30 protein-coding genes are annotated in these 21,379 nt (G+C 66.8%); 19 read left to right on the top strand and 11 right to left on the bottom strand.

What is annotated here, in order from left to right; genetic code table 11:
- Positions 1–200 precede the first annotated feature (200 nt).
- The 6 genes from ACX1D1_RS14700 (at position 201) to ACX1D1_RS14675 (ending at position 2,418) form a co-directional block, all read left to right on the top strand.
- Positions 201–443: a type II toxin-antitoxin system Phd/YefM family antitoxin gene (locus tag ACX1D1_RS14700; RefSeq protein ID WP_068751161.1), complete on the top strand. Its 243-nt coding sequence runs from the start codon at positions 201–203 to the stop codon at positions 441–443.
- Positions 440–706, top strand: coding sequence for a Txe/YoeB family addiction module toxin (locus ACX1D1_RS14695; protein WP_182798725.1), 267 nt, complete (start codon positions 440–442; stop codon positions 704–706). Before ACX1D1_RS14700 ends, ACX1D1_RS14695 begins: the two co-directional genes overlap by 4 nt.
- 127 nt (positions 707–833) lie before the next feature.
- A complete protein-coding gene (locus ACX1D1_RS14690; RefSeq protein WP_220489047.1) occupies positions 834–1,124 on the top strand; it encodes a BrnT family toxin in 291 nt (96 codons plus the stop codon).
- A complete protein-coding gene (locus tag ACX1D1_RS14685) occupies positions 1,114–1,413 on the top strand; it encodes a YlcI/YnfO family protein (RefSeq protein WP_182781596.1) in 300 nt (99 codons plus the stop codon). The genes ACX1D1_RS14690 and ACX1D1_RS14685 overlap by 11 nt, the downstream gene beginning before the upstream one ends.
- A 643-nt stretch (positions 1,414–2,056) precedes the next feature.
- Positions 2,057–2,179 carry a ribbon-helix-helix protein, CopG family gene (locus ACX1D1_RS14680; protein ID WP_459055125.1) on the top strand — a complete coding sequence of 41 codons (123 nt, stop codon included), beginning with the start codon at positions 2,057–2,059 and terminating at the stop codon, positions 2,177–2,179.
- Positions 2,176–2,418, top strand: coding sequence for a toxin (locus ACX1D1_RS14675; protein ID WP_182781599.1), 243 nt, complete (start codon positions 2,176–2,178; stop codon positions 2,416–2,418). The genes ACX1D1_RS14680 and ACX1D1_RS14675 overlap by 4 nt, the downstream gene beginning before the upstream one ends.
- Positions 2,419–2,457: 39 nt before the next feature.
- Here the strand turns inward: ACX1D1_RS14675 and ACX1D1_RS14670 are convergent, their stop codons facing one another.
- The 3 genes from ACX1D1_RS14670 to ACX1D1_RS14660 all read right to left on the bottom strand — a co-directional run bounded on the left by ACX1D1_RS14670 (position 2,458) and on the right by ACX1D1_RS14660 (position 3,580).
- Entirely contained in the window at positions 2,458–2,727 is a 270-nt protein-coding gene (locus ACX1D1_RS14670; protein ID WP_226996284.1) for a hypothetical protein, read from the bottom strand.
- Positions 2,728–3,032: 305 nt separating this feature from the next.
- The gene (locus tag ACX1D1_RS14665; RefSeq protein ID WP_459055123.1) at positions 3,033–3,302 is read right to left on the bottom strand and encodes a type II toxin-antitoxin system RelE family toxin; all 270 of its coding nucleotides are present in this window, start codon (positions 3,300–3,302) and stop codon (positions 3,033–3,035) included.
- Positions 3,299–3,580 (bottom strand): type II toxin-antitoxin system Phd/YefM family antitoxin, encoded by a 282-nt coding sequence (locus tag ACX1D1_RS14660; protein WP_459055122.1) that lies wholly within the window; start codon positions 3,578–3,580, stop codon positions 3,299–3,301. Before ACX1D1_RS14660 ends, ACX1D1_RS14665 begins: the two co-directional genes overlap by 4 nt.
- An 849-nt stretch (positions 3,581–4,429) precedes the next feature.
- On the opposite strand from ACX1D1_RS14660, the gene ACX1D1_RS14655 reads away from it, so the two are divergent.
- Positions 4,430–4,618: a tyrosine-type recombinase/integrase gene (locus ACX1D1_RS14655; RefSeq protein ID WP_459055120.1), complete on the top strand. Its 189-nt coding sequence runs from the start codon at positions 4,430–4,432 to the stop codon at positions 4,616–4,618.
- A gap of 299 nt (positions 4,619–4,917) precedes the next feature.
- Positions 4,918–5,163: a YlcI/YnfO family protein gene (locus ACX1D1_RS14650; RefSeq protein WP_459055119.1), complete on the top strand. Its 246-nt coding sequence runs from the start codon at positions 4,918–4,920 to the stop codon at positions 5,161–5,163.
- Positions 5,164–5,274: 111 nt separating this feature from the next.
- Here ACX1D1_RS14650 and ACX1D1_RS14645 read toward each other — a convergent pair whose 3' ends face one another.
- On the bottom strand, positions 5,275–5,487 hold the full coding sequence (locus ACX1D1_RS14645; protein ID WP_459055118.1) for a hypothetical protein: 213 nt from the start codon (positions 5,485–5,487) through the stop codon (positions 5,275–5,277).
- A 107-nt stretch (positions 5,488–5,594) separates the two neighbouring features.
- Between ACX1D1_RS14645 and ACX1D1_RS14640 the strand changes: the two genes are divergently transcribed.
- The 4 genes from ACX1D1_RS14640 to ACX1D1_RS14625 all read left to right on the top strand — a co-directional run bounded on the left by ACX1D1_RS14640 (position 5,595) and on the right by ACX1D1_RS14625 (position 9,440).
- The gene (locus ACX1D1_RS14640; protein WP_459055117.1) at positions 5,595–7,334 is read left to right on the top strand and encodes a sensor histidine kinase; all 1,740 of its coding nucleotides are present in this window, start codon (positions 5,595–5,597) and stop codon (positions 7,332–7,334) included.
- Positions 7,331–7,996, top strand: a complete 666-nt coding sequence (locus ACX1D1_RS14635; protein WP_459055115.1) for a response regulator transcription factor — start codon at positions 7,331–7,333, stop codon at positions 7,994–7,996. The genes ACX1D1_RS14640 and ACX1D1_RS14635 overlap by 4 nt, the downstream gene beginning before the upstream one ends.
- Positions 7,997–8,463: 467 nt before the next feature.
- Positions 8,464–8,697 carry a ribbon-helix-helix domain-containing protein gene (locus ACX1D1_RS14630; RefSeq protein WP_459055113.1) on the top strand — a complete coding sequence of 78 codons (234 nt, stop codon included), beginning with the start codon at positions 8,464–8,466 and terminating at the stop codon, positions 8,695–8,697.
- A 185-nt stretch (positions 8,698–8,882) separates the two neighbouring features.
- On the top strand, positions 8,883–9,440 hold the full coding sequence (locus tag ACX1D1_RS14625; RefSeq protein WP_459055111.1) for a GNAT family N-acetyltransferase: 558 nt from the start codon (positions 8,883–8,885) through the stop codon (positions 9,438–9,440).
- Positions 9,441–9,484: 44 nt separating this feature from the next.
- On the opposite strand, the gene ACX1D1_RS14620 is transcribed toward ACX1D1_RS14625, so the two are convergent.
- The 6 genes from ACX1D1_RS14620 to ACX1D1_RS14595 all read right to left on the bottom strand — a co-directional run bounded on the left by ACX1D1_RS14620 (position 9,485) and on the right by ACX1D1_RS14595 (position 13,595).
- Positions 9,485–9,847 (bottom strand): type II toxin-antitoxin system death-on-curing family toxin, encoded by a 363-nt coding sequence (locus tag ACX1D1_RS14620; RefSeq protein WP_459055109.1) that lies wholly within the window; start codon positions 9,845–9,847, stop codon positions 9,485–9,487.
- Entirely contained in the window at positions 9,844–10,047 is a 204-nt protein-coding gene (locus ACX1D1_RS14615; RefSeq protein ID WP_459055107.1) for a toxin-antitoxin system HicB family antitoxin, read from the bottom strand. The genes ACX1D1_RS14620 and ACX1D1_RS14615 overlap by 4 nt, the downstream gene beginning before the upstream one ends.
- Positions 10,048–10,155: 108 nt before the next feature.
- Positions 10,156–11,250: an ABC transporter permease gene (locus ACX1D1_RS14610; RefSeq protein WP_459055106.1), complete on the bottom strand. Its 1,095-nt coding sequence runs from the start codon at positions 11,248–11,250 to the stop codon at positions 10,156–10,158.
- The gene (locus tag ACX1D1_RS14605; RefSeq protein WP_459055104.1) at positions 11,247–11,894 is read right to left on the bottom strand and encodes an ABC transporter ATP-binding protein; all 648 of its coding nucleotides are present in this window, start codon (positions 11,892–11,894) and stop codon (positions 11,247–11,249) included. Before ACX1D1_RS14605 ends, ACX1D1_RS14610 begins: the two co-directional genes overlap by 4 nt.
- The gene (locus ACX1D1_RS14600) at positions 11,891–12,880 is read right to left on the bottom strand and encodes a peptidoglycan-binding protein (protein ID WP_459055103.1); all 990 of its coding nucleotides are present in this window, start codon (positions 12,878–12,880) and stop codon (positions 11,891–11,893) included. Before ACX1D1_RS14600 ends, ACX1D1_RS14605 begins: the two co-directional genes overlap by 4 nt.
- A gap of 163 nt (positions 12,881–13,043) precedes the next feature.
- The gene (locus ACX1D1_RS14595; RefSeq protein WP_459055101.1) at positions 13,044–13,595 is read right to left on the bottom strand and encodes a hypothetical protein; all 552 of its coding nucleotides are present in this window, start codon (positions 13,593–13,595) and stop codon (positions 13,044–13,046) included.
- An 897-nt stretch (positions 13,596–14,492) separates the two neighbouring features.
- On the opposite strand from ACX1D1_RS14595, the gene ACX1D1_RS14590 reads away from it, so the two are divergent.
- The 7 genes from ACX1D1_RS14590 to ACX1D1_RS14560 all read left to right on the top strand — a co-directional run bounded on the left by ACX1D1_RS14590 (position 14,493) and on the right by ACX1D1_RS14560 (position 20,020).
- Positions 14,493–15,599, top strand: a complete 1,107-nt coding sequence (locus tag ACX1D1_RS14590; protein WP_459055100.1) for a sensor histidine kinase — start codon at positions 14,493–14,495, stop codon at positions 15,597–15,599.
- A 5-nt stretch (positions 15,600–15,604) separates the two neighbouring features.
- Positions 15,605–16,225: a response regulator gene (locus ACX1D1_RS14585; protein WP_459055098.1), complete on the top strand. Its 621-nt coding sequence runs from the start codon at positions 15,605–15,607 to the stop codon at positions 16,223–16,225.
- Between the two features lie 305 nt (positions 16,226–16,530).
- Positions 16,531–17,046 (top strand): hypothetical protein, encoded by a 516-nt coding sequence (locus ACX1D1_RS14580; protein WP_459055096.1) that lies wholly within the window; start codon positions 16,531–16,533, stop codon positions 17,044–17,046.
- Positions 17,043–18,149, top strand: a complete 1,107-nt coding sequence (locus ACX1D1_RS14575) for a peptidoglycan-binding domain-containing protein (protein WP_459055095.1) — start codon at positions 17,043–17,045, stop codon at positions 18,147–18,149. Before ACX1D1_RS14580 ends, ACX1D1_RS14575 begins: the two co-directional genes overlap by 4 nt.
- Entirely contained in the window at positions 18,140–18,784 is a 645-nt protein-coding gene (locus ACX1D1_RS14570) for an ABC transporter ATP-binding protein (protein ID WP_459055093.1), read from the top strand. Before ACX1D1_RS14575 ends, ACX1D1_RS14570 begins: the two co-directional genes overlap by 10 nt.
- Before the next feature lie 3 nt (positions 18,785–18,787).
- Positions 18,788–19,858, top strand: a complete 1,071-nt coding sequence (locus ACX1D1_RS14565; protein ID WP_459055092.1) for a hypothetical protein — start codon at positions 18,788–18,790, stop codon at positions 19,856–19,858.
- Positions 19,859–19,879: 21 nt separating this feature from the next.
- The gene (locus ACX1D1_RS14560) at positions 19,880–20,020 is read left to right on the top strand and encodes a ribonuclease HepT family protein (RefSeq protein WP_459055090.1); all 141 of its coding nucleotides are present in this window, start codon (positions 19,880–19,882) and stop codon (positions 20,018–20,020) included.
- A gap of 60 nt (positions 20,021–20,080) precedes the next feature.
- Here the strand turns inward: ACX1D1_RS14560 and ACX1D1_RS14555 are convergent, their stop codons facing one another.
- Positions 20,081–21,175: a cobalt-precorrin-5B (C(1))-methyltransferase gene (locus ACX1D1_RS14555; RefSeq protein ID WP_459055088.1), complete on the bottom strand. Its 1,095-nt coding sequence runs from the start codon at positions 21,173–21,175 to the stop codon at positions 20,081–20,083.
- Positions 21,176–21,379: the final 204 nt, after the last annotated feature.

Raw genomic sequence — 21,379 nt, 5'->3', positions numbered from 1 at the left:
AGTCTCGCGAACCCTGATCCGTTGCAGCAACGCTCTACTAAACGTCTGATCATGCCGCTCCTGGGACGGTTGAATCCGGTGTGGCAGGTGTATGGCCAGACCGAATCGCATCGGTGCCCCTGCCGCGTGACCTTGACTCTTCCGTCCATACTTGCAGGAACGTACGTCATAACGTACGCTGCTTGGTGGAGGTGGTACCCATGACTGCTGTAAGCGCAACGTCTGCCCGCGCGAACCTGTACCGGTTGATCGACCAGGTCAACGAGGAGTCCGAGCCGCTGACCATCACCGGCCAGCGTGGCAACGCGGTGCTTATCGGCGAGGAGGACTGGCTCGCCATCCAGGAGACGCTGTTCCTTGAGTCGGTACCGGGGTTGGCCGATTCCATCCGGCGCGCCCGCGCGGAGGGCGTCGACGCGGGCTCGACCGAGCTTGACTGGTGAGTCCCTGGACTCTGGTGTACTCAGGCCAAGCCCAGAAGGACGCCAAGAAGCTGGCCTCCTCAGGGCTGAAGACGAAGGCGCAGCACCTGCTAGAGGTTCTGGCCCAGGACCCGTTCACCACGCCACCCAAGTACGAGAAGTTGGTCGGCGACCTCGCTGGCTGCTACTCACGGCGCATCAACATCCAGCACCGACTTGTCTATGAGGTGCTCCCTGATCGCCACGTCGTCCACATCCTGAGGATGTGGACCCACTACGAGTAGCCACTCACCGAACATCCGGACATGCCGCGTGGTGCGCGGACGATTTGTCTGAGACGGGTGACGACTTGTCTGAGACGGGGTGACGACGGGCTTGGTGGCCGTATTGCGCGCGTAGTACGCTGGGATGGTGGATGAAGGCATCGACTGGCGCCATCGGGGCGACTACATCGCCAAGCATGGGCTGACCCCAGTTGTTGCCGACGAAGCTTTCGCCGATCCCAACAGGCTGGTCATCGATCCGGATCCCGCGTCCGTGTCGGGCAGAACCATTCGGGTCATCGGCTGGGCAGCCTCCGTCCGGAGACTGGTCACGATCATTGTCCTTCCCGACGAGGACGTCATTTGGGGAGTCAACGCGTGGCCATCGAACACCACCGATCAGCGCCGTTACAGAGAGGAGCGGACAAATGTCGATTAGTGATCTCATCGCGACCGAGGCCGAGGCGGCTGAACGCAACCCCGACGCCGTGATCAAGCCCGGCAGCAAGGTCACCCGCGGCCATCAGCGTGCCAAGACGCTCCAGGTTCGCCTGAACGTCGAGGAGTTGGAGACGTTGACGCGGCTGGCCGAGCAGCGCGGGCTTCCCGTTTCCACTCTGGCTCGCGACCTCCTGCTGTCACAATTGGCGGGCCCAGACGAGTCCGCCAAGGCGCTGATTGCCAGGATCCGGGCAGAACTCGACGACCTTGCAACCCGTGTAGCCTGACGGGCCCCCGAACATCCGCCTCTGCCGCAGCCAGTTCGAAGATGCTGCCTCTGGCGTTGTGGTCGGTGTGAGCGCAGCATCATGTATGACCAGTCTTGAGCCCATGTTGTTCCCTGTCCTCCTCGATGCAGCGACCGATCCTCTGGTGAGGGCAGTCGCCGCCTACCTCGCCCGCTACCGTGGGCAGACGCGCGTCCATACCGAGTCGGACCTGCGTAGCTTCCTGGTGTGGTGCCGCGAGCGGGGTGTCGACCCCCTGGGGGCGCCCAGGTCGAGTTGTACGTGCGCTGGATGTGCTGAGTGAAGAGCAGCCCCAGCATCACCACCAGAGCGAAGTCATTGACGTTGACAGACAGCCGGGAAGCGCTGAGCAAGGCTTCGAACTGAAGATGAGACAAACCCAGAGTCGGAGACTCAGCCGGCACGTTCGGGCGCCGCACGTAGTCCGCCGGTGAAGCAGCGATCACCTGGTCAATGACACAGGTGCGGTAGAAGCCCGCCATCACAGAGACACGCCGGCTCACGGTCGAGGGCTGGAAGTGACGGACTTCCTGCCCAATGGACGAATGAGGCCGAAGCCGGCTACGACGTTGCGGAGTTGAAGCGTCGCGGCCGTGGCCGTCCCGGGCGCGGTGCCGAGCCGATGCAGGTCATCGCGGTACGCCTGACAGCCGAGGAAATCACGGCATTGGATGCGCTGGCCGAGCGTGACAATGTGTCACGCTCTGAAGCGATCCGGCGCGCGCTTGCTGGCTACGCCGCGTGAAGGTACACCGCAGCGCAGGCAAGCACGGGGTCCTGCCCGAGGACGCGGTGCAGGCCGCCGACTGGTCCCTGTGGATTGAGCCGCTTGACGATGACGGCTGGCCGCAACGAGAACTGCGACTCGGCTTCGACACCCAAGCTCGTCTACTCGAGACCGTGGTCCTGGTCTTCGCGAGTGGTGAGGAGATGGTCATTCATGCCATGCCTGGGCAGAAGCAGTATTGGGACCTCCTGCCCTGAGCTGACCGATCAATGCTCGCTCATGCCGCGCCTGGTGCGTCAGGCGACCTTGCTTGCGTAGCGCTGACGGGCGGCCTCTCCGCTGGTGCCGACGAAAGCGCCGATCGCCGACCATGGCATGCCGGCTTCGCGTGCTGTGCGGATGGCATCAATCACGTGGCGCTCGGCTTCGGATCGCTCCGCGACCGCTGCGCGGAGCAGGGCGACTGCACCGGCGTCGAGTTCGTCGTCGGGGTTGGGTTCGTAGGACTCGAAGCGCGCCGCGAGCTCGTCGGCGTGCTGCAGGATCTCGTCAACCGTGCGTGGCATGGTCATCACCTCAGGAACTTCTCGCGGGCTTTCATTGCGTGGACGATGACGTGCACTTGATCGCCATCGACATAGCCGACCTCCAGGAAGATCGCGGACTGGTTGGGACCCACGATCATGGTGAACCCGTCGCCGAGATCCCAGATCCGGACCGGGTTGCGGTCGGCGTGGAGGATCTCGGTTCACCAAGGCCATGCTTGAGCACGGACGGGGCGATGATTGGATCCTCCATCGATCCAAGGTAACTTGCGAGCGTGAGCGGGTCAAGTGCCCGGGAACATCCTCATCTCACGCGCTGGGGCGGTTCATTGGCTCCTGTAGATGTCGGACCGATGGTCGATGGCCACGATGGTGACGACGTCTGAGATGCGGTAGATGATGCGGAAGTCTCCGCGTCGTGCGCTGTGGAGGCCTTCCATTTCACGGCGCAGTGGCTTGCCGACCCGACGCGGGTTCGCGGCCACCGTCCCGTAGATGAACTCCACCGCTGCGGCGGCTACCTTCTCCGGGAGGTGGGTCAGGGCGCGCTTGGCCGTCGGGGTCCAGGCGATGGACAGCGAAGCGTCGTCGCTCATGCGGTGAGGGTGCGGAGGATCTCGTCCTTGGTCATGACTTCCGCGTCGCCGGCGGAGAGTTCGGTCAGGCTGGTTCGGACTTGCCGCATCAACTGGGGGCGGCCGGCGATGTCCAGGGTCTCCTCGAGCGAGGCGAGGTCGTCGATGCTGACCACGACGGCCGCGGGGCGGCCATGCTTGGTGATCACCACCCGGTCGTGCTCACGTTCCACCTGGTCTACCACTTCGGACAGGTGGTTCTTGACGTCCCGTAGCGCCATCCATCCTTCAACAGTCATGGCTACAAGTGTAGCCACAATCCATCAGTCCGCAATGCGAGCTCTTGCCGCGCCTCGACATGTTGCGATGGGGCTGGAGATGTGCGCTGGCAGTGGCTTGGAGGCGCAGGATCTGGTCATGAGTAGTCCTGATCCTGTCTCTTTCCCGGTTCTCATCGACGCGGCCACTGATCCGCTCGTCAAGGCGGTGGCCGCGTACTTGGCTCGTTACCGTGGCCAGACCCGTGTCCATACTGAGTCGGACCTTCGCGCTTATCTGGTGTGGTGCCGGGAGCGGGGTCTAGAACCGTTGATGGCCAGCCGGGCGCAGATCGAGTTGTATGTGCGTTGGATGCAGGAGGTTCGCCACTTCCAGCCCTCGACCGTGAGCCGGCGTGTCTCTGTGATGGCGGGCTTCTACCGCACCTGTGTCATTGACCAGGTGATAGCTGCTTCACCGGCGGACTACGTGCGGCGCCCGAACGTGCCGGCTGAGTCTCCGACTCTGGGCTTGTCCCATCTCCAGTTCGAAGCCTTACTCAGCGCTTCCCGGCTGTCTGCCAACGTCAATGACTTCGCCTTGGTCGTGATGCTGGGGCTGCTTGGACTCCGGATCTTCGAAGCATGCGGTGCCAACATCGAGGACCTCGGTGAGGAGCACGGTCACCGCGTGCTGAAGGTTCACGGCAAGGGTGGCAAGGTTGTTCTCACTCCACTGCCGCCGGCTGTTCAGCGGGCGGTCGAACACGCCGTCGCGGGACGAGCGGAGGGGCCGATTCTGCTCAACCGTCGTGGCTCTCGGATGGACCGTCACGCGGCCACCCGGCGGCGAAGCACCTGGCCGAGTCCGCCGCGATACAACTGCCGCGGATGCACCCCCACATGTTGCGGCACACGTTCGTCACCACGATGCTCGATGCCGGAGTCGACCTGCGTGACGTCCAGATCGCCGCCCGCCACGCCGACCCAAGAACCACCATGCGCTACGACCGTGCCCGCAAGAACCTCGACAGGCATCCCAACTACATCCTCGCCGCCTACATGGCCTCCGGCACCTAGCGCGCACCGATCCGATCCGTTGAGCCCTCAACCGTGCGCGATAGATGTACGACATTGTCAGACGAAGGGGTACCGTGGGTGCGTGGGAGAGGTGCTCAACTGAGACGACGAGTCCGTGGCGTACACCCGGAATCGCGGCGACCGTTACCCCGATGCTTCTCGATTCATCGGCTACTCCACGGCTGCCGGCAGAGTCCTGGTCGTCATCGCGTTCCGAGACGCTGATGGAGATCTGCACGGGATCAATGCGTGGCCAGCAACCGGTGCCGATCTGAGGTTCTATCGAGAGGGGACTGGACATGGCAAAGACGATTGATCCTGCGCTGGCGGCTCGCCTGCGAGATGATTCTGAGAGAACCCGCGACAACGACTACCCGGGGGGTGCGCGACCGTCCCGCCCGAACCGGACGAAGGTGTACTCGATCCGGCTCAGCGAAGACGAGCAGGCCCGGGTGCAGCAGGCCGCCGACGCCCAGCACCTCCCACCGTCGACCCTCGTGCGTTCCTGGATCCTCGACCGACTCAACCAGGACAAGACCGCCTGAAGCCATCCGGATCTGCCGCAGGCGGTGCGCTCGATCGTGGTGCACGTTTGACGCCTGGGGTGTCGAGGGCGGTCAAGCGCCTGCTGATCGGCTCTTCCGGGTTGAGAGCTGTTACTGCTGGATCGTGGGGTCGGGCGCCTGGGCTGGCTGTGGCGCGATCTGCGCTTGGGGGCTCGGTAGGGGGGTGTCGTTGGAGAGGTTGGTGACGGCGCCGGTGATGCCAATGAACATCCAGACGAGCAGGATGAGGAGTGTGACGGCGAGGGTGCTGGCCAGGAAGGTTTGCGTGATGTCCTTGGTGAAGCTGGGAACGGTCGTGGTCATGTATCGAGCATCGCCAAAGGGCCGGCTTGGTTGATCCGTGCCAGGCTCAGAGTTCATTCCGTGCTGGCACGGACACGGCCGGGGCTGTGACGCGACAGACTGGTGCCATGAACGCGTGGCGCCGTGTGCTCGCAGCAGTGCTGCTGGTCGCCGCTGCGGCGAGTTTCGTGCCGGGCGTGCTCGCCGCCTGGGACGAACCTTGGGCTTTCGCTGCTCTGGCAGTGCAGGGCGTCACGGCCGTGGCGGCGGTTTTTTTGCTGCGGGTGCCGGAGCTGCGTTCGGACGGTTGGTGGCTGGTGGGCGGGACTATCGCCTTCGGGGCCTTCTTCCTCCAGTTCCCGACATTCGATACGGGCTATTCGAGCCAGGTGGGTTGGTCGTTGCAGTATGCGAGCGCGCCCTTCCTGGCCGTGCCGGTCCTGCGTCTTCCCGATCACCCGGCTGCGCCACGGACAGTGCGACTGCTCACTGTGGGCTTTCTGGTCGTGCTGGTCGGGCTGAGGGCCGGGTCGGGGCTGTTCTGGGACCCGGAGACGATGGCCGACTACTCCGGACCAGGTCAGTGGCTCACCCTGTTCCCCTGGGAACCAGTGGTGACCGGCGTGCAGAAGGCGATGCCCTTCGCGCTGGCTCCAGTGGCGGTGAGTTTCACTGTGGCGCAGGCGCGACGGCATCGGCGTGCTGCCGGCCCGAACCGGAGGGCGGTGCGTCTGCTGGTGTGGCTGACGGTGCCGATGATGTGGGGGTTGGTGGCTTTGTTGGCAATGGAGGCATACGGTGCGCCATCGGGGTTTGGCAACGTCATCGGTCCCGTCTACAACGCCATTGGGGCGGCCTCTCTTCTGGTTGTCCTGCTCGTGGCGGTCGCGGCCAACCTGCGACGGGCCGGGTTCCTGGACGCGCTGCTCGCCGCCGGCGGCGACGCGACCGCGATCGAGGCGGTCCTGGTGAAGTACGTGGCCGATCCCGCGCTTCGGCTGCGGTTCCGCACCGAGGAGGGTTGGACCGACGCGGCGGGGAACCCGGTTTCCCATGTGTCCCCGGAACCAGGCCGTGCCTTCCACCCCATCGTGATCGAGCCGGACGGCCCAGCGGTCGTGGCCGACCACGACAAAGAAGTCGACCCGAACGGCAGGCAGGTGCGGCCACTGTTGGACGCGGCGGGGGTGGTGCTCGCCAGGGCCAGGTTGTCGGTGCAACAGGCGGCCCAGGCCGTTGAGTTGCGCGCGTCCCGGGCGCGGATCGTGGAGGCCGGTGTGCAGCAGCGCCGCCAGCTGGAACGCGACCTGCACGACGGCGCCCAGCAGCACCTGCTGGCGGCCCAGGCGGCTTTGGCGCGGGCGGGGCTGGGAGGCGAACCGCAGGCTGTGTCCGAGGCGATCGCGTTCGCCCAGTCGCGGCTGGTCACGACGATGGCCGAGTTGCGGGGGCTGGCGCGGGGGCAGCACCCGGCCCTGCTCAGCCAGGCCGGGCTGGCTTCGGCGTTGGGCTCGCTGGCGCAACTGTCCGGCCGCGTGCAGGTGCACGTGGCACCGCAGTTGGTGGGCCGGCGGTTCGCGCCAGTGGCGGAGGCGACAGCGTGGTTCGTCGCTTCCGAAGGGGTGGTGAACGCCTTGAAGTACACCGACGCGGGCGTGACGGTGACAGCGGATGTCGCGGACGGGTTGCGGGTGCAGATTATGGACACCGGCGACGGGGGGGTCGACTTCACCCCGGGCGGCGGGCTGGCCGGGCTCCGCGACCGGGTCCATGGCGCGGGGGGCACCCTCACCCTTGACAGCCCAACCGGCGCCGGCACCATCCTGACGGTGACCCTGCCCGTAGGACGCGCCGAGGAGGAGACGTGAGCAACCGTTTGACGGTGGCGCTGTGCGACGACTCGGGCATCTTCCGCCAAGGGCTGTCCATGCTGCTCGAGGCCGCCGGTGTCGCCGTCACCGCCTCGACCGGCTCGGGGCACGAGCTCCAGACGGTGCTACGTAGAAGCGTGCCCGACGTAGCGATCCTGGACGTGCGGATGCCACCAACCCACACTGACGAGGGCATTCAACTGGCCGCACAGCTGCACCGGGAGCACCCCGGCTTGGGGATCCTGGTGTTCTCCACTTACGTCGAACCCGACTGGGCCACCCGACTGCTGAAAGACGTGCCCTCCGGCGTCGGTTACCTGCTGAAGGACCACGTCACCGACGCCCGCACCCTCATCGACGCCCTCCATCGGGTCGCTGCCGGCTCGATCGCCCTCGAACCCGAAGTGGTGGCCGCCATGCTCACCAGCGCCCGCCAGGCCGGACCGCTGGCGCGGCTCTCCGACCAGGAACGCCGCGTGCTGGCCCTGATCGCCGAAGGCCACTCCAACGAGGCCATCGCCGACCGCATCGCTGTCTCTGAACGAACCGTCGAATCCCACGTCGCCGCCATCTTCCGCAGCCTCGACCTGCCCCCCAACCCAAGCGTCAACCGGCGCGTCCAAGCCGCCGTCGCCTTCCTCCACGCCAACCGCCGCTGACCAGTCGAAGCGCTCCCCTTACGCCTAAATAGCCCGAGGTTGATCCACACCAAACGACGCGAGGATGCGTCTCGGGCTCCCCTTCCAAACGTCCGGGTTTGCCGCAGCCAGTTCGAAGATGCTGCCTCTGGCGTTGTGGTCGGTGTGAGCGCAGCATCCTGTATGACCAGTCTTGAGCCCATCTTGTTCCCTGTCCTCCTCGATGCTGCGACCGATCCTCTGGTGAGGGCAGTCGCCGCGTATCTCGCCCGCTACCGTGGGCAGACCCGCGTCGATACCGAGTCGGACCTGCGTGACGTTCAGATCGCCGCCCGACACGCAGACCCCAGAACCACCATGCGCTACGACCGCGCCCGCAAGAACCTCGACAGGCATCCCAACCAACTACATCCTCGCCGCCTACATGGCCTCCGGCACCTGACCACGGAGCTCTTTCGCGCATACATATTCCGTTATACGATATTCTCATGGTGAGTGAAGAGCAGATCCAGCAATGGACGAATGAGGCCGAAGCCGGCTACGACGTTGCGGAGTTGAAGCGTCGCGGTCGTGGCCGTCCCGGGCGCGGTGCCGAGCCGATGCAGGTCATCGCGGTACGCCTGACAGCCGAGGAAATCACGGCATTGGACGCGCTGGCCGAGCGTGACCATGTGTCACGCTCTGAAGCGATCCGGCGCGCGCTTGCCGGCTACGCCGCGTGAAGGTACACCGCAGCGCAGGCAGCACGGGGTCCTGCCCGATGACGCGGTTCAGGCCGCCGAGCCCGATCCCGCCGAAGACTCCCGCCAGCAGCACGAACGACCACAGCGGCGGGCCGGAGACCGTCAGTTCTTGGTAGCCAGGGATCCGCTTGTCGCGTCACCCGACTGCAGGGATGCTGGAGGGCATGAGTCCGCCCTACCCCCTCCGCACCGAGCGGCTAATTCTGCGTCCCTTGCGGGAAGCAGACATCGACGTTATCTTCGCCTACCGCAACGACCCAGACGTCGCGGCGCTGCAGGATTGGGAGCTTCCTGTGTCGCGGGAGCGGGTGGAGCGGCACGTCGCTGACCAGGCGAGTTGGGGCGACGTCGTCCCGGGGGAGCCTCGTCAGATCGGGATCGAACTGGAGGGTGAACTCATCGGCGACCTCTACGTGGGACTCGACGAGCATGGGGGCGTCGCCGAGATCGGCTTCACCCTGCGGACCGAGTTCCAGGGCAAGGGATACGCATACGAGGCCGCCTCCGCCGTGATCGCCGACCTGATCGAGCGCCTTGGGTGCCACCGAATCTACGGCCAACTCTCGCCGGAGAATGTTCGCTCAGCGAGGCTCCTCGAACGGCTAGGCATGCACGTCGAATCGCTCGCACCCAAGTCGTATTGGTGCCGTGGGGCTTGGGACGACAACCTCGTCTACGCGATGAGCGACGAGCAGTGGCGGACACGCCCAGCTTCAATGTGACAGCGTCGCGTCATTCCCAACGCGCGCTTCTGCCGCTGGTGGTGTCAGTGCCAAGTCGCGAGGCGCGCCGATACTTCCTGGTACGTCGCGGTCCCGCTGGCGACCGCGATGACCAGGTCGTAGGCCTCGTCGTCAGGCGCATCCAAGTCAATGCCGTTGAGGCCGTAGAACACCACCAGCGACAGCCAGCCAAGACGCCTGTTCCCATCGACCAGGCCATGGTTTCCGACCAACGATTCCAGGAGCACGGCAGCCTTGTCGTCGAGGCCGGGATACGCATCCCGGCCAAAGACGCTGACCCGGGGGCGGTGGACGGCGGAGTCGAGCAGTCCGATGTCGCGAACCGGGCCAACTCCAAGGTCCCCCACCAACGACAAGACGTCCTCGAGGGTGAGGTACTCGATCACTGGCCCAACCGGTCGAGCAGGTCGGCGTAGCGGGCCCGTGCCGCATTGGAGAGCAATCGCACCTTGTCCTCGCGGAGCCGTCGTGCGGCGGCTTCCCGGATAGCGCGCACGATGGCCTCCTGCTTGCTCACCCCCTCGGCCTCGGCGAGCAGCGCGAGGGCCTTCTCATCCTCAGGTTCCAGCCGGAGTGTCATAGCCATGCCATCATGATACCAGTGTGGTATCTCGCGCTCATTCCGCGGGCGGCGCCGTCAAGGAGGGCTGATGCTCCGGGGCCAGGGACCGGATCTCACAGCGTCCGCGGCTGGTCAGGCCGTTCGGAGTACCGCCACGGGGTCGCGGTGCGCGGCCACCATGCCTGCGGGCACCGTCGCGACGAGGGCCGCCACGACCACGAGGGTGGCGGTGGCGGCGGTATGCCCGAGCGGAGCGATGGTTTCCGTGGCCGTGCCGAAGGCCGTTACCGCGACGATGCCCAGCACCGCGCCGGCGGTGGTGGACAGCGCGGCGCGAAGAACGATCAGGCTCATGAGGTCGACGCGGGTGATGCCGAGGGCTCGCCGCCGGCCGAGGTCGCGTTGCCGGATGAGCACGTCGGCCAGGGCGACGGCGCCCACGAACAGCGCGCCGACGAGCAGGACGATGAGGGTGGTCTCGTAGCCGGCCAACCGGACGTCCCCGCCCACCAGTTGGGAGGTCTCGGCGAGGTCCCGTGGGGAGGAGAGGCCCAGGTTCGCGGGGTCGGTGGGCGCCAGCAACCTCCGGAGACCGCGTTCGGTGGGGCCCAGTTGACCCACATCGTCGACGATGACTCGTGCCTGCTCACCAACCCCGGGTGTCGCCGAAACGTAGATGGCGCCGTCGCGGAGCCAGTCGAACGGGGCTGCCGCGTCGTAGGTGCCGACGACGGCGTAGGTGTGGTTGTCCCTCGTGATTAATGCCCCGGACGGGGCCTCCATCCTGAGGGTGGCGCCCGAGGTGGCCGAGACGATCGCCTCACCAGGCTCGGGCCAACGGCCGGCGCGGAGGGTGACCACGTCGTCGGGGCTGGTGCCGACGACGCCCCAGGCGCTCACCGTCGGCCCGCCCCAGCCGAGGGCGGCGTTGGTAACCGTGGACGCCTTGGTCACCGCTGCGACGGTGTCGACGCTGGAAAGGTCCGCGATGACGCTGACCGCTTCGGGGGTGAGGAACCCATCGGAGCCCTGGTCGGTGACCGCGATTACGCGGGCGCCGGCGTCCTCCAGGCGCTGCTCCAACTGCTCCTGCAGGGCCGCCCCGCGCCCGGAGGTGGCGGCTGCGGCGAAGGTCATTGCGGCGGCAGCGAGCAGGATGAGGATCGTGGGGACCCGGGCAGCCATCGCGGAGGCAACGGCCTCCCGGAGGAGCGAGACCGCCCTCACAGCTCGACCACCCTGTCGACCCGGGAGATGACGAAGGGGTCGTGCGTGGCGATGATCAGGGCCACGGACTCGTCCTTGGCGGCCCCGACGAGGCGGTCCAAGACGTTCTCCGCGTTGGTGCGGTCGAGGTTGCCAGTGGGCTCATCCGCCAACAGAATCGTGGGGCGGTTCATCAGCGCCCGGCACAGCGCCACCCGCTGCGCCTGTCCGCCGCTGATCTGCCCCGGGAGGTGATCAGCCCGGGCGTCCACGCCGAACGCGCCGAGCAGTTCTCCCGCTCTGGCGATGACATCCCTCCTGCGGTGGCCGGCGTACAGAGCGGGTTCAACCACTGAATCCAGGACGGTGCGGGCGGGGTCGAGCTCAGCGTCTTGAAACACGAAGCCCATGTGGCGGGCGCGCATGGTGGAGCGCTGGGCGTCGTTGAGCGTGGAGGTGGGCCGTCCGTGCACTTCCACCTCACCCTCGTCCGGCGTGAGCAGCAGCCCGAGTAGGTAGAGGAGGGTGGACTTCCCGCGTCCGCTGGGGCCCGTCAGCGCAACCGTCTCTCCGGCGTCGAACTCGGCCGACACATCGACGAGGACCGGCTCGCGTCCCCTCGGGTAGGTGAACCGCAGCCCGGACACGGAGAGCACCGATGTCACGGAGTCTCGCTCGGTGACGGCCTCGCGGAGGACGTCGCTGTGGCTGACGCCTCGGGTGTGACGTCGGCCGAGGCGAGGGCCTGTACAGACTCGCCTACCTCGACTCCCTCGACGACGGCGAGCCCCGCGTGCGACCTGCTGACCGTCACGGGTCTGCGTTCGCGCGCGCTGCCGTCGACCACGGTCACCCAGGCCTGCCCGGTGGCGTCGGTAGAGACGGCGGCCACCGGGACCGTGGGGCCGGTGGTCCTGGGGATTACCTCGATGTGCACCGTCACCCACGTTTGCTCGGCAGGCACGGCGTCGCAGTTGTCTCCGCACACCGGCCCGCCGTCCGGGCTGGTCAACGTCACGAGTTCGCCCGCGCCCAGCTCGTCGTTGGGCCGGCTCGACCCCCATACCGCGGGCCAGCTGTGCCCGAGACCCTCGACCGTCATCGGCGCGTCCGCTGGGACCAGGCCCATCTGTCCGGGTGACAACGGCAGGATGAACTGCGGGTCGCCTGTCGTCATCGAGACCACCACCTCGCCGCCGCCCAGCACCGCCCCCGCCCAGACCTGTTGCGCGTCGACCACAACGCCGGCGGGCAGTGAGTCGGCGGCGACCAGCTCCCCGAGGCCCACCATCCCTGTAGGGGCGACGCCGAGGTTGCGCTGCCACTCAGACACGCCGCGGCCGGTGGCCTCGTCGAAGGTGGAGTCTGCCGCGTCGAGGTATTTCAGAGCGACGAGCGCGCCCTCCAACTGCTCCACGTCCCGGCCGGCCGTGCCCAGGGACAGATCGCGGTGGAACGGTACCACTCCTTCGACGATGCGCACCGGAATGCCCCCCACTTCGTAGAGCACGTCGCCGACGGCGCGGACAGCCACCGGCTGGTCCGGCGCCGCCGTGACCACCCCAGCCAGAGCGTTGGTGGCGATGGTTCGGGATGCGCGGGATGTCCGGGCACCGTAGTCGAGGGTTTGGCCGATTGTGCGCTCGGTCACCGTGACCACCAGATCCTCGTCCGCAGTCTCGAGCAACCCGGGCGGCGGAGTCAGTGTGACCCTTCCCGCCCAGAAGGCCGCGGTGGCCAGGAGCAGGGCACCGCCCAGAATCAGTGGCCATCGGCGCTGCGAACCTGGCGGAGCCGTGTCGGATGTGGCGATGTCAGGAGCCATAGAAGTGTTCCCGTGGGAGCGAGGGGCACGCCGCTAGAATGTCGTCTCGGTTGTCGGATCCGATGGTGGGGTCGCTGAATGCCCAAGCGCGGGCTTCGGCGCCGTCTGTGAAGAACTCGTTGATAAACGACGCGCGGTCGGGACCTTCACGGGTGACAAGCCCAAAGGACTCCAGGCAAGGATTGCGCCACTGAGTCAGATACTCCCACAGGAGACCGAGTTGATCATCGTTCCAATCGCGAAGCATCAGCGGATCCGGCGTGAATTTCGAGTAGCAAACGTAATGTGCCAGGCCATACTGTGGCGACGCCTGGACCCCGGCCGGGAAACTGACTCCACCCTCCTCCGCGACGGCCGGGTATCCAGCATCGGTGAAACACTGCGCCAATAATTCATCTCCGCCGATGGGATCCCCGAACGAGACCAGTTCCACCGTCGGTCGTGCATCTTCGACTGCCAGCTCTGGCCATTGCTCCACGACGGATTGCCACTCCGCATCGAGCCACTGCAGCCGGAACTCCAGCTTCTGCTCCATTGTCATCGGCGGGAGCGTGATGCTCTGCTCCGGTGCCCAACGCTCATTGCGGTCGAAGACAGACGCCGACGAGCTGGAAGCGGCAGCAACCGGTTCCTGCGCAACACATCCGCAGAGACCAAGAACTGCCAGCAGCGCAGCCGCGATGGAACTAGACCGGCGCGCAAATACCATACGTTCCTGAGTCCTTCAAGGAGATGGACGACGCATACCATGAAGCGCGGGTCATGGTTGGATGCTGATAGGCGAAGTAGTATTTTGTCGCGTTGTTGTGACGAATTGTGCCACTGGGCATGTCGACACGGAGGGTATTGAGACTCGTCTGCTCTCCCCGCACAAGAGGCCGCGCCCCGGCAACACACGTCGGTGTGATTCCTGATTCCGTCGCGGCACCGGCGGACAGTGGTGCAGCAACGGACAGTGAGAGAGCGGCGATGAATGTCAATGCCGTCGCGAAATGTCTTCTGTGCATGTGTCGGACACTAACACGTGGAACGACTGCTTCAATAGGCGGCTGCACGCCTCAGGGTACTTAAGTACCTTCGTGAACCTTTGAATGCTGGGCCCCGCATGATCTGCTTCAGGTGCGCGAGTATCACTCATATGGGCATGGCTTCTCTCGGCGTTTGAGGGCTGACCTCGGTCAGCAGCCCGGGTACCAGGGGAAGACCGTGCAGATGTCCCGGGCCTCGGCCCCGGCTGGCGAAGGCGCCTCGGCGGGGGCGACGATGAGGAGTAGCAGTGCGAGGAGCGAGACCATGATCGGCATGCTGCCCAAGTAGACAGGGGTCCCGGCGGATGTAGGCGCCCGTGGGGTGTGGGTGGGTTCATTCGTGCCCGGATTGGGTACGAAAGATCCTTCTTGCGGGTGTCGGAGTTGTGGGCGTCCTAGGGTGGGTGCTCGTGAAGCGTGCAATGGTGGTGAATCGCCTGCTGGCGTGGGGCGGGGCTGAGTCAGCCGTCGCGCTGCTGATGATTGCGGCTTCGTTCTTTGCGTTCGTGGGCGGCCGGATCTCTGTGTCTGCGTTGGCGGCGGATGTGCTGGCGCTGGTGCTGGCGCTTGTCGCTCTGCGCTGGCTGGGGTTGGGGATCGGCCTTCTGCTGCCCGGGCTGGCTGTCGTTCTCTGGCTGGATCCTGACGGTTCGGGAATGGCTTTGTATCTGTACGCGCTGCCGACCGTGACGGCGATCCGGCGTGGCCGGATCGGACTGGCGGGTGCTGCGACGGCAATCGGGGGTGCCGCGGGGTGGTGGGTGAGTTATCGGGTTCACCCGGACGACAGGGACCTGATCGGGATCACGATCACCTGGCTGTTCACGTACGGGCTGGTGTGGGCGGTCGGGTTCGCGGGTCGCGCGCTCGCGAGGGTAGCCGAGGAGCGCGTGCACCGTGACTACCAGGAGCGTGCTCTTGACCTGGCCCGGGACCTGCATGATTCGACCGCACGGAATCTTGCTGTTCTGGCCATGCAGGCGGATGCTGCCGTTGTGGCGGGTTCGGCCACTCCGGAGCAGTTGGAGTCGATGGCGCAGATGGCGCGCGAGGCGAGTGTCGCGATCCGTCGAACCATGCAGCTGCTGGGGGGTCGGCCCGCAGCCCCTGAGCGGGACACGGGTTTGTCTATGGCGGTGGATGTGGGGCGTGCTGAGTTGGAGAGGCTCGGGTTCGAGGTTCGGGTGAGCATCGAGGTGGACGCTCCACTCCGCACCGCGGTGGATCACGCGGCGGGCCGGATCATGCTGGAGGCGCTGCACAACGTGGCCAAGCACGGGAACCCCGACGGGCCGTGCTTGATCATGGTCGAGGCCACCGACGATGCCCTTGATTTCGCGGTGACCAACACACCCCGCGCCGGGGCAGCGGGCGGCCACTCGGGGCTGGGGCTGGAGAGCATGGGGAACCAGGCGCGGGCGCGAGGGGGCTTGGTGTCGGCTGGCCTTTCCCACGGCGTGTGGGTACTTGAGGCCAGTCTTCCGCTCGTGCAGGACACCCGCAGTGGCGTCGCATGATCAGGGTGGGCGTCTGTGATGACGATCCGCTGGTCCTTCGGCTGGTCGCCGATGTCATCGGCCGCGCGGACGACCTTGTCGTGGTCGCGGTCTGCCGCTCCGGGGAAGAAGCCATCGCTGTCGATGAGCCGGTTGATGTGTGGCTGATGGACCAACGCATGCCGGAGATGACCGGTATCCAGGCGTGTGCCGTCCTGACTGCCGGCACGGATCCGCCCCGCGTGCTGATCCTGACAGCCTCCACCTCGGAGACGGTCTCCGAGGCGTACCGGGCAGGAGCCTCGGGTTACCTGTTCAAGGACGAACAGCCGGAACGGCTCCACACCGCTGTCCGGGCCGCAGCAGCGGGGTTCCAGGTTCAATCTCCGCAAGCCGCGGTCATCATCCCCCGGTCACGCGACGCCGCCTCGCCCCGTCTCCCGGTCGAGGTTCCCGACCTGGCCGCGGACGAGCGGAGGATCGCGGACGAGGTGATGACGGGCAAGACGTACGCGCAGATTGCTCCGCGTGTTGGCATGTCCGAGTCCGGGCTGAAGAAGCGTGTCGCGGCGCTCATGAAACGCCTGGACGTCCACTCGCGCCCCCAACTCATGGCCAAGCTCCGAGACCTGGACCTCGGGCGGTAGGAGAGTGCCGGCCTGCAGTGGATGGCGCGGATCGCAACCTTGATGCACAAGAAGCACACCGGCCTGATTCACGGCACTTCTGTACCGTCTCCAGGCACTTTCGATCCGCGGTCTGCGGTTGTCCCGCGAATCATCTCCCGGATCGTGCAGGGTCTGTCTGTGGGGCGACATTCCGCCGTCCCCACTCGATCGAAGGAGTTGGGGCTCATGGGGCTTCGGGGTTTGGTTGTCAGCGTTGTCGCCGCAGGATGTTTGGTGGGCTCCGAAACCACCCTGACACGGCACAGCCCCTCGGCATCGTTGACATGCTAGAACGCATTACGGCCGCTGCGTGTGCGGTCTTGCTGCTCAGCGCTTGCACCGCTTCTGCGACGGACTCTCAGGCGCCAACCGAGGCCGAGTACCGGGCGGCGCTCCAATCTACGGTCGATTGTCTCATTGACCTGGGCTTCGATGCGGATTTGGCGTGGAGTGAGCTCTCCAACGGCTACTCGATCGGCATTCACAGTACGGAGGGGAACGACGCGAAGGGCGAGGCCGCCTACAACGAGTGCTGGGCACGCCACCTTGAAGCGATTGAGAGGGCGTATGTGGAGTCGCAGCGCCTCTCGGGAGGAGAGCAGGAGATCGCCATGAGCGATCTCCTGCGCTGTTTGACTGACCTCGGTGTCACCGGGCTGGATGCCGGGACGAACGATTCGCGGGTCTTCGTCAAGGCCATTTGGGAGCAGTTGTCGGACACCCCAGAGGAGATAGAGGCGATGGCGTGCATGGAGCGCTACCGCGGCGTCTGGCCCAAGGGAGACGCGAACAACCCGTGAGGCGTCGGTCGTGGTTGTACCCCGTCACCGTGTTCATCGCGGTGGCGGTCTTGATCGGCGCGGGCGCCTGGCTGGCACTGGCGCTGCGCGGTCAGTTGGCGGCGCTCGATGCGCCGCCGGTACCGGTGGTTGTCGAGGTCCGCGAGGCGCAACTCGACTACTCGTCGGCGGCGTCGCTGACGGGTCGCAGGGTCGCGCCGGAGCCGGTGCTGTGGAACGGCTCGGCGGGCACTGTCACCGCTGTCCATGCCGGGAGCTCGGATGAGTTGGGAACGGGCAGCGCGATCGTGGATGTCGACGGGGTGACGCTGCGTGCCTACTTCGCCGACACTGCACTGTTCAGGTCACTGTCGCGGGGAGACAAGGGTGCCGACGTGAAAGTGGCCCAGGAACTTCTCAACGATCTCGTCCCCGAAGCATCTCTGTCTGTGTCGGGCACCTTCGGGCGTGCAACGGCCTCGGCTGTGCGCGCCTACGAGAAATCGCTCGGGATGTCGCCCACCGGAGTCCTGGATCCGCGGTGGTTCATCCTGCTCCCAACCGACACGTACCGCGTCGGCTCCGTCTCCCTGCGCGTCGGGCAGCCGGCGCCGGCCCCCGGTGCGGCCTTCCTCGACGGAGTGACGGCCGTCGAGGGTCTGAGGTTTGAGGTGGAGGGCGGTGGGCCGGATGGAGCGTACCGGTTCTCCTACCTGGGCAGTTCGTACGATGTCACGTTGAGCGAGGGGGCTTGGACGCTTGTCGACGAAGCCGCGTTGGCGGCCTTGCTGGATCCTGTGGCGGATTCAGGCTCGGCCTCTGATGCCGAGGGCGCCGTCGAGGAGGAGACCACTCCCCCCTCGGACACGACGGGGAATGTGACGGTGGAGGGCAGAGTGGCATTGACCGATCCGGAGCCGGGGCAGGCAGTGCCCCCGGCGGCGTTGGTGCTGGACCCGTCAGGTGAGTCCTGCGTTCTGCTGGCCGGTGACTACAGTCCTGCGACGGTGACGTTGATCGGTTCGGCGGTCGACGGCAGCGCCCTGATCACACCTGATCTGAGCGAGGGCGCGCGCGTCCTGGCCAATCCCTTGGAAGTCGTCCCGGAGGCTGAATGTCCCTGAGGCTGGTCGACGTGGCGTTCAGGTACGCGGGGGCAGACCGGGCCGTGCTGGATGGGGTGAATCTGACGGTGGCATCAGGGGAGTCGGTGGCCCTGATGGGGGCCTCAGGGAGAGGGAAGACCACGCTGCTCAACGTCGCTGGTCTTCTTGCGGCTCCCACGACGGGGCGGGTGGAGATCGATGGGGTCGCGTGCTCGGTGCAGGATCGCCCTCGGCTGCGCATCGCGTGGATCCTCCAGAGCGTCAACCTGCTACCACGGCGCAGTGCTCTGGACAACGTGGCGCTCCCTGCCCTGGCCGCGGGCTCCACGTCGGGCACCGCCGACGCCACGGCCACCGAGTTACTGGTCAGTGTCGGGCTGGATCCATCGGATCAGCGGGATGCGCGAACGCTCTCCGGCGGCGAGGCGCAGCGCGTTGCTCTCGCCCGCGCCTTGATCTCCCGCCCCAGCCTGCTGCTTGCCGACGAGCCGACTGCGAACCTCGACGCCCGCACCGCGGACGTGGTGGCGGAGGCGTTGTTCGCGACGGCCGGCCACACGGCGGTGCTCCTGGCCACCCACGATGAGCGCATCGGGGCGATGGCGGACCGGATCGTGCGGATCCGGCCCGACGGATCCCTGGGAGAAGGCTGAACTGTGTGGCATCCGGGTCTTCTGCTGCGCGAGGCATTCCGAAACCTCGGTCCCCGGCATGCTGTGCTGGCAGTGGTCACAGCCGCAATGCTCGCCATGTGCGGAGTTGCCACCGTCGTGTCCGCTTCGAGCGTCCTCAACCAGCACGACGGTGAGTTGGTCCGTGGAGGAACTGTCTGGTGGATTCAGGCCGATTCGGATGGGCAGCCGGTGCCGGCCAGAATCTGCGCCCAACTCAACGGTCAGCCCGGGGTGATCGGCGCCGGGGCCGTCGGGCAGGAGCAGCGTGAGTGGCATGCGTTCTCAGGGGCGCGGGGGGTGACCGTCGATGTCGCCACCCCCGGAATCTGGGCTGCCTGGGCGGTTGCCGAGCCACCTGGAGAAGTTGTTGCAGGATCAGACCTCGCCGACACCGGGCTGGCTGCCGTGGGAATGGTGCTCTACGACGGTGAGGGCAACTCGCATCGCATCGACGCACGGACGTCGGACTCGGTGAAGCCGGCCCGGCTCCTGGCCAATGTGGTGGTGACGCGCCCGCCCGATTTCGCGATGAGCGAGTGTTGGGTGCGGATGGACCCTGGGGCGTTCGAGGCGGGCCGCGACCTGCTCGATTTCTCTTTCGCAGGGCACGGCGTGGCGATCAGCCCGTTCGCCGTCGACGACTCGGCCCTCCTCAGCCCTCAGGAGCAGTGGCAACGGTACGCGGGACTGGCCCCGGGACTGGTGGCGGGCGTGCTGATCGGGTTGCTGGTCCTGCTCACACACTGGGGCAGGCGCCCAGAGCTCGCGGTTTACCGGACCTTCGGCAGCAGCCGCGCGGAGCTCATGTTCCTCACGATGGGGGAGGTGGCCCTGGTCCTCGTGCCGTCGGTGATTCTCGCCTGCGCCGCCACCGTCGCCGCGCTCGCAGTGGCCGTCTCGCAGCTGGCCGTCCCGCTGACCGGCGTCGCGGCGACGTTGGGTGCAGGTCTCCTCGCCATCGGTTCGGCCGCCGCGTCCGGGTGGGCACTCGGGGTGGCCTTGGTTCCGCTCGCGCTGCGGGGCGGCCTTCATGAGCAGCTCAAGGACAGGTGAGCCGGCGAGAGACTGGGAGCCATGAATCTCAGCCCACACCTCGACCGTGAGGAAGTTGCACGTGTTTTGGATCTCGACGGCTATCTGCGTGATGAGTTGCGGCGCTCGGCTGTGGAGCGGCTCGAGATCGTAGGGGAGGGACTCAAGAACCTGAGGCGGTAGGACCCTGAAACGTCTGCGCTCATCCCCGACATTCACCGGACCGGCGTGCCGCATCCCTCATCAAGCCGAGTTGCCGACGATGGCGCCGCCCCGATCGATGCAGATGACGTCGACCGCCACGGGAGAGCCGCGCAGGACGGTGAGGGCGTGATCGCGGGCCGCGGTGGCGACGGCGTCGCCCAGCGGGATGCCGTCTGCCTCGGCCAGGCCGAGGGCCTCTGCCGCGGTGTTCGCACCACGGATCGCCGCGGCGAGCGCCTCCCCGGCACCGGCCTGGACCGCCAGGCCGGCGAGGTGGGACAGGTCCACCTGGGTGCGGTGGGAGTGCAGGTCGAGGTGTCCGGCGGCGAGCTTGGTGAGCTTGGCGAACCCTCCGCAAATCGTGAGGCGTTCGACGGGGTGCCGGGAGACGTACTTGAGCACGGCGCCGGCGAAGTCGCCCATGTCCAGCAGCGCCAGCTCTGGCAGGCCATACAGCTCTGCGACGACGCGCTCCGACGTCGACCCGGTACAGGCGGCCAGGTGCTGCATGCCGGCGGCGCGGGCGACGTCGACGCCGCGGCGGATCGAGTCGATCCACGCGGAGCACGAGTAGGGGACCACGACGCCGGTGGTGCCGAGGATGGAGATCCCGCCCAGGATGCCGATGCGCGGGTTCCACGTGTGCCGCGCGAGGGCCTCGCCGTCGTCGACCCCGATGGTCACCTCGAGGTCGAGGGGCACGCCGTGTCGGCGGGCGACTGCGGAGAGGTTCGCCCTGATCATCGCCCGGGGTGCGGGGTTGATGGCCGGCTCGCCCGTAGGGAGCGGGAGCCCGGGCAGCGTGACGGTGCCGACGCCGGGGCCACCGAGGAACCGCACGCCCGAGCCCGACGGGCCCGGGCGCACCCAGGCGCGGACGAGGGCGCCGTGCGTGACGTCGGGGTCGTCGCCGGCGTCCTTGGTGACGGCGGCCATCGCGACACCGTCGGTCACATGCTCGAGGGTTAAGGCAAACGACGGCCGGCGGCCCTGGGGCAGCTCGATCTCTACGGGGTCCGGGAACTCCCCGGTGAGCAGGGCCTCGTAGGCGGCGGTCGCGGCGGCGGTGGCGCAGGCGCCGGTTGTCCAGCCGGGCCGGAGCAAGGAGTCGTCGAGTTGCCCGCGGCGCGCCATCTCAGCAGCCTCGAGTCACAGGGTGAGGGGCGGTGACGGGCACGTAGCCAGCGTAGCCGGGAGCGCCATCGTGAGTGGGCCGGGGTCGGACCGAGCGTCGCTCCCTGCCTTGCAGTGTGCAGAAGAACAGGTAGCGCGGACTCATGGGTGGGCACATAAGTACCCTCTGGGGTCCCGCTTCTGTTCGGCGACGGGCCGCAGCGT

The organism is Tessaracoccus luoxuelianae (assembly GCF_054483915.1).
The sequence above is the reverse complement of the archived record's forward strand: the minus strand, read 5'-3'. Positions and strand labels throughout refer to the sequence as shown.

Excerpts from the sequence above, each read along its gene's own strand:
- ACX1D1_RS14650 (WP_459055119.1), top strand. The coding sequence starts at position 4,918 with ATGGCAAAGACGATTGATCCTGCGCTGGCGGCTCGCCTGCGAGATGAT.
- ACX1D1_RS14640 (WP_459055117.1), top strand. The coding sequence starts at position 5,595 with ATGAACGCGTGGCGCCGTGTGCTCGCAGCAGTGCTGCTGGTCGCCGCT.
- ACX1D1_RS14625 (WP_459055111.1), top strand. The coding sequence starts at position 8,883 with ATGAGTCCGCCCTACCCCCTCCGCACCGAGCGGCTAATTCTGCGTCCC.
- ACX1D1_RS14570 (WP_459055093.1), top strand. The coding sequence starts at position 18,140 with ATGTCCCTGAGGCTGGTCGACGTGGCGTTCAGGTACGCGGGGGCAGAC.
- ACX1D1_RS14655 (WP_459055120.1), top strand. The coding sequence starts at position 4,430 with ATGCACCCCCACATGTTGCGGCACACGTTCGTCACCACGATGCTCGAT.
- ACX1D1_RS14645 (WP_459055118.1), bottom strand. The coding sequence starts at position 5,487 with ATGACCACGACCGTTCCCAGCTTCACCAAGGACATCACGCAAACCTTC.
- ACX1D1_RS14665 (WP_459055123.1), bottom strand. The coding sequence starts at position 3,302 with ATGAGCGACGACGCTTCGCTGTCCATCGCCTGGACCCCGACGGCCAAG.
- ACX1D1_RS14670 (WP_226996284.1), bottom strand. The coding sequence starts at position 2,727 with ATGCCACGCACGGTTGACGAGATCCTGCAGCACGCCGACGAGCTCGCG.
- ACX1D1_RS14630 (WP_459055113.1), top strand. The coding sequence starts at position 8,464 with ATGGTGAGTGAAGAGCAGATCCAGCAATGGACGAATGAGGCCGAAGCC.
- ACX1D1_RS14685 (WP_182781596.1), top strand. The coding sequence starts at position 1,114 with ATGTCGATTAGTGATCTCATCGCGACCGAGGCCGAGGCGGCTGAACGC.
- ACX1D1_RS14660 (WP_459055122.1), bottom strand. The coding sequence starts at position 3,580 with ATGACTGTTGAAGGATGGATGGCGCTACGGGACGTCAAGAACCACCTG.
- ACX1D1_RS14555 (WP_459055088.1), bottom strand. The coding sequence starts at position 21,175 with ATGGCGCGCCGCGGGCAACTCGACGACTCCTTGCTCCGGCCCGGCTGG.
- ACX1D1_RS14615 (WP_459055107.1), bottom strand. The coding sequence starts at position 10,047 with ATGGCTATGACACTCCGGCTGGAACCTGAGGATGAGAAGGCCCTCGCG.
- ACX1D1_RS14680 (WP_459055125.1), top strand. The coding sequence starts at position 2,057 with ATGCAGGTCATCGCGGTACGCCTGACAGCCGAGGAAATCACGGCATTG.
- ACX1D1_RS14580 (WP_459055096.1), top strand. The coding sequence starts at position 16,531 with ATGCTAGAACGCATTACGGCCGCTGCGTGTGCGGTCTTGCTGCTCAGC.
- ACX1D1_RS14595 (WP_459055101.1), bottom strand. The coding sequence starts at position 13,595 with ATGACAATGGAGCAGAAGCTGGAGTTCCGGCTGCAGTGGCTCGATGCG.
- ACX1D1_RS14700 (WP_068751161.1), top strand. The coding sequence starts at position 201 with ATGACTGCTGTAAGCGCAACGTCTGCCCGCGCGAACCTGTACCGGTTG.
- ACX1D1_RS14560 (WP_459055090.1), top strand. The coding sequence starts at position 19,880 with ATGAATCTCAGCCCACACCTCGACCGTGAGGAAGTTGCACGTGTTTTG.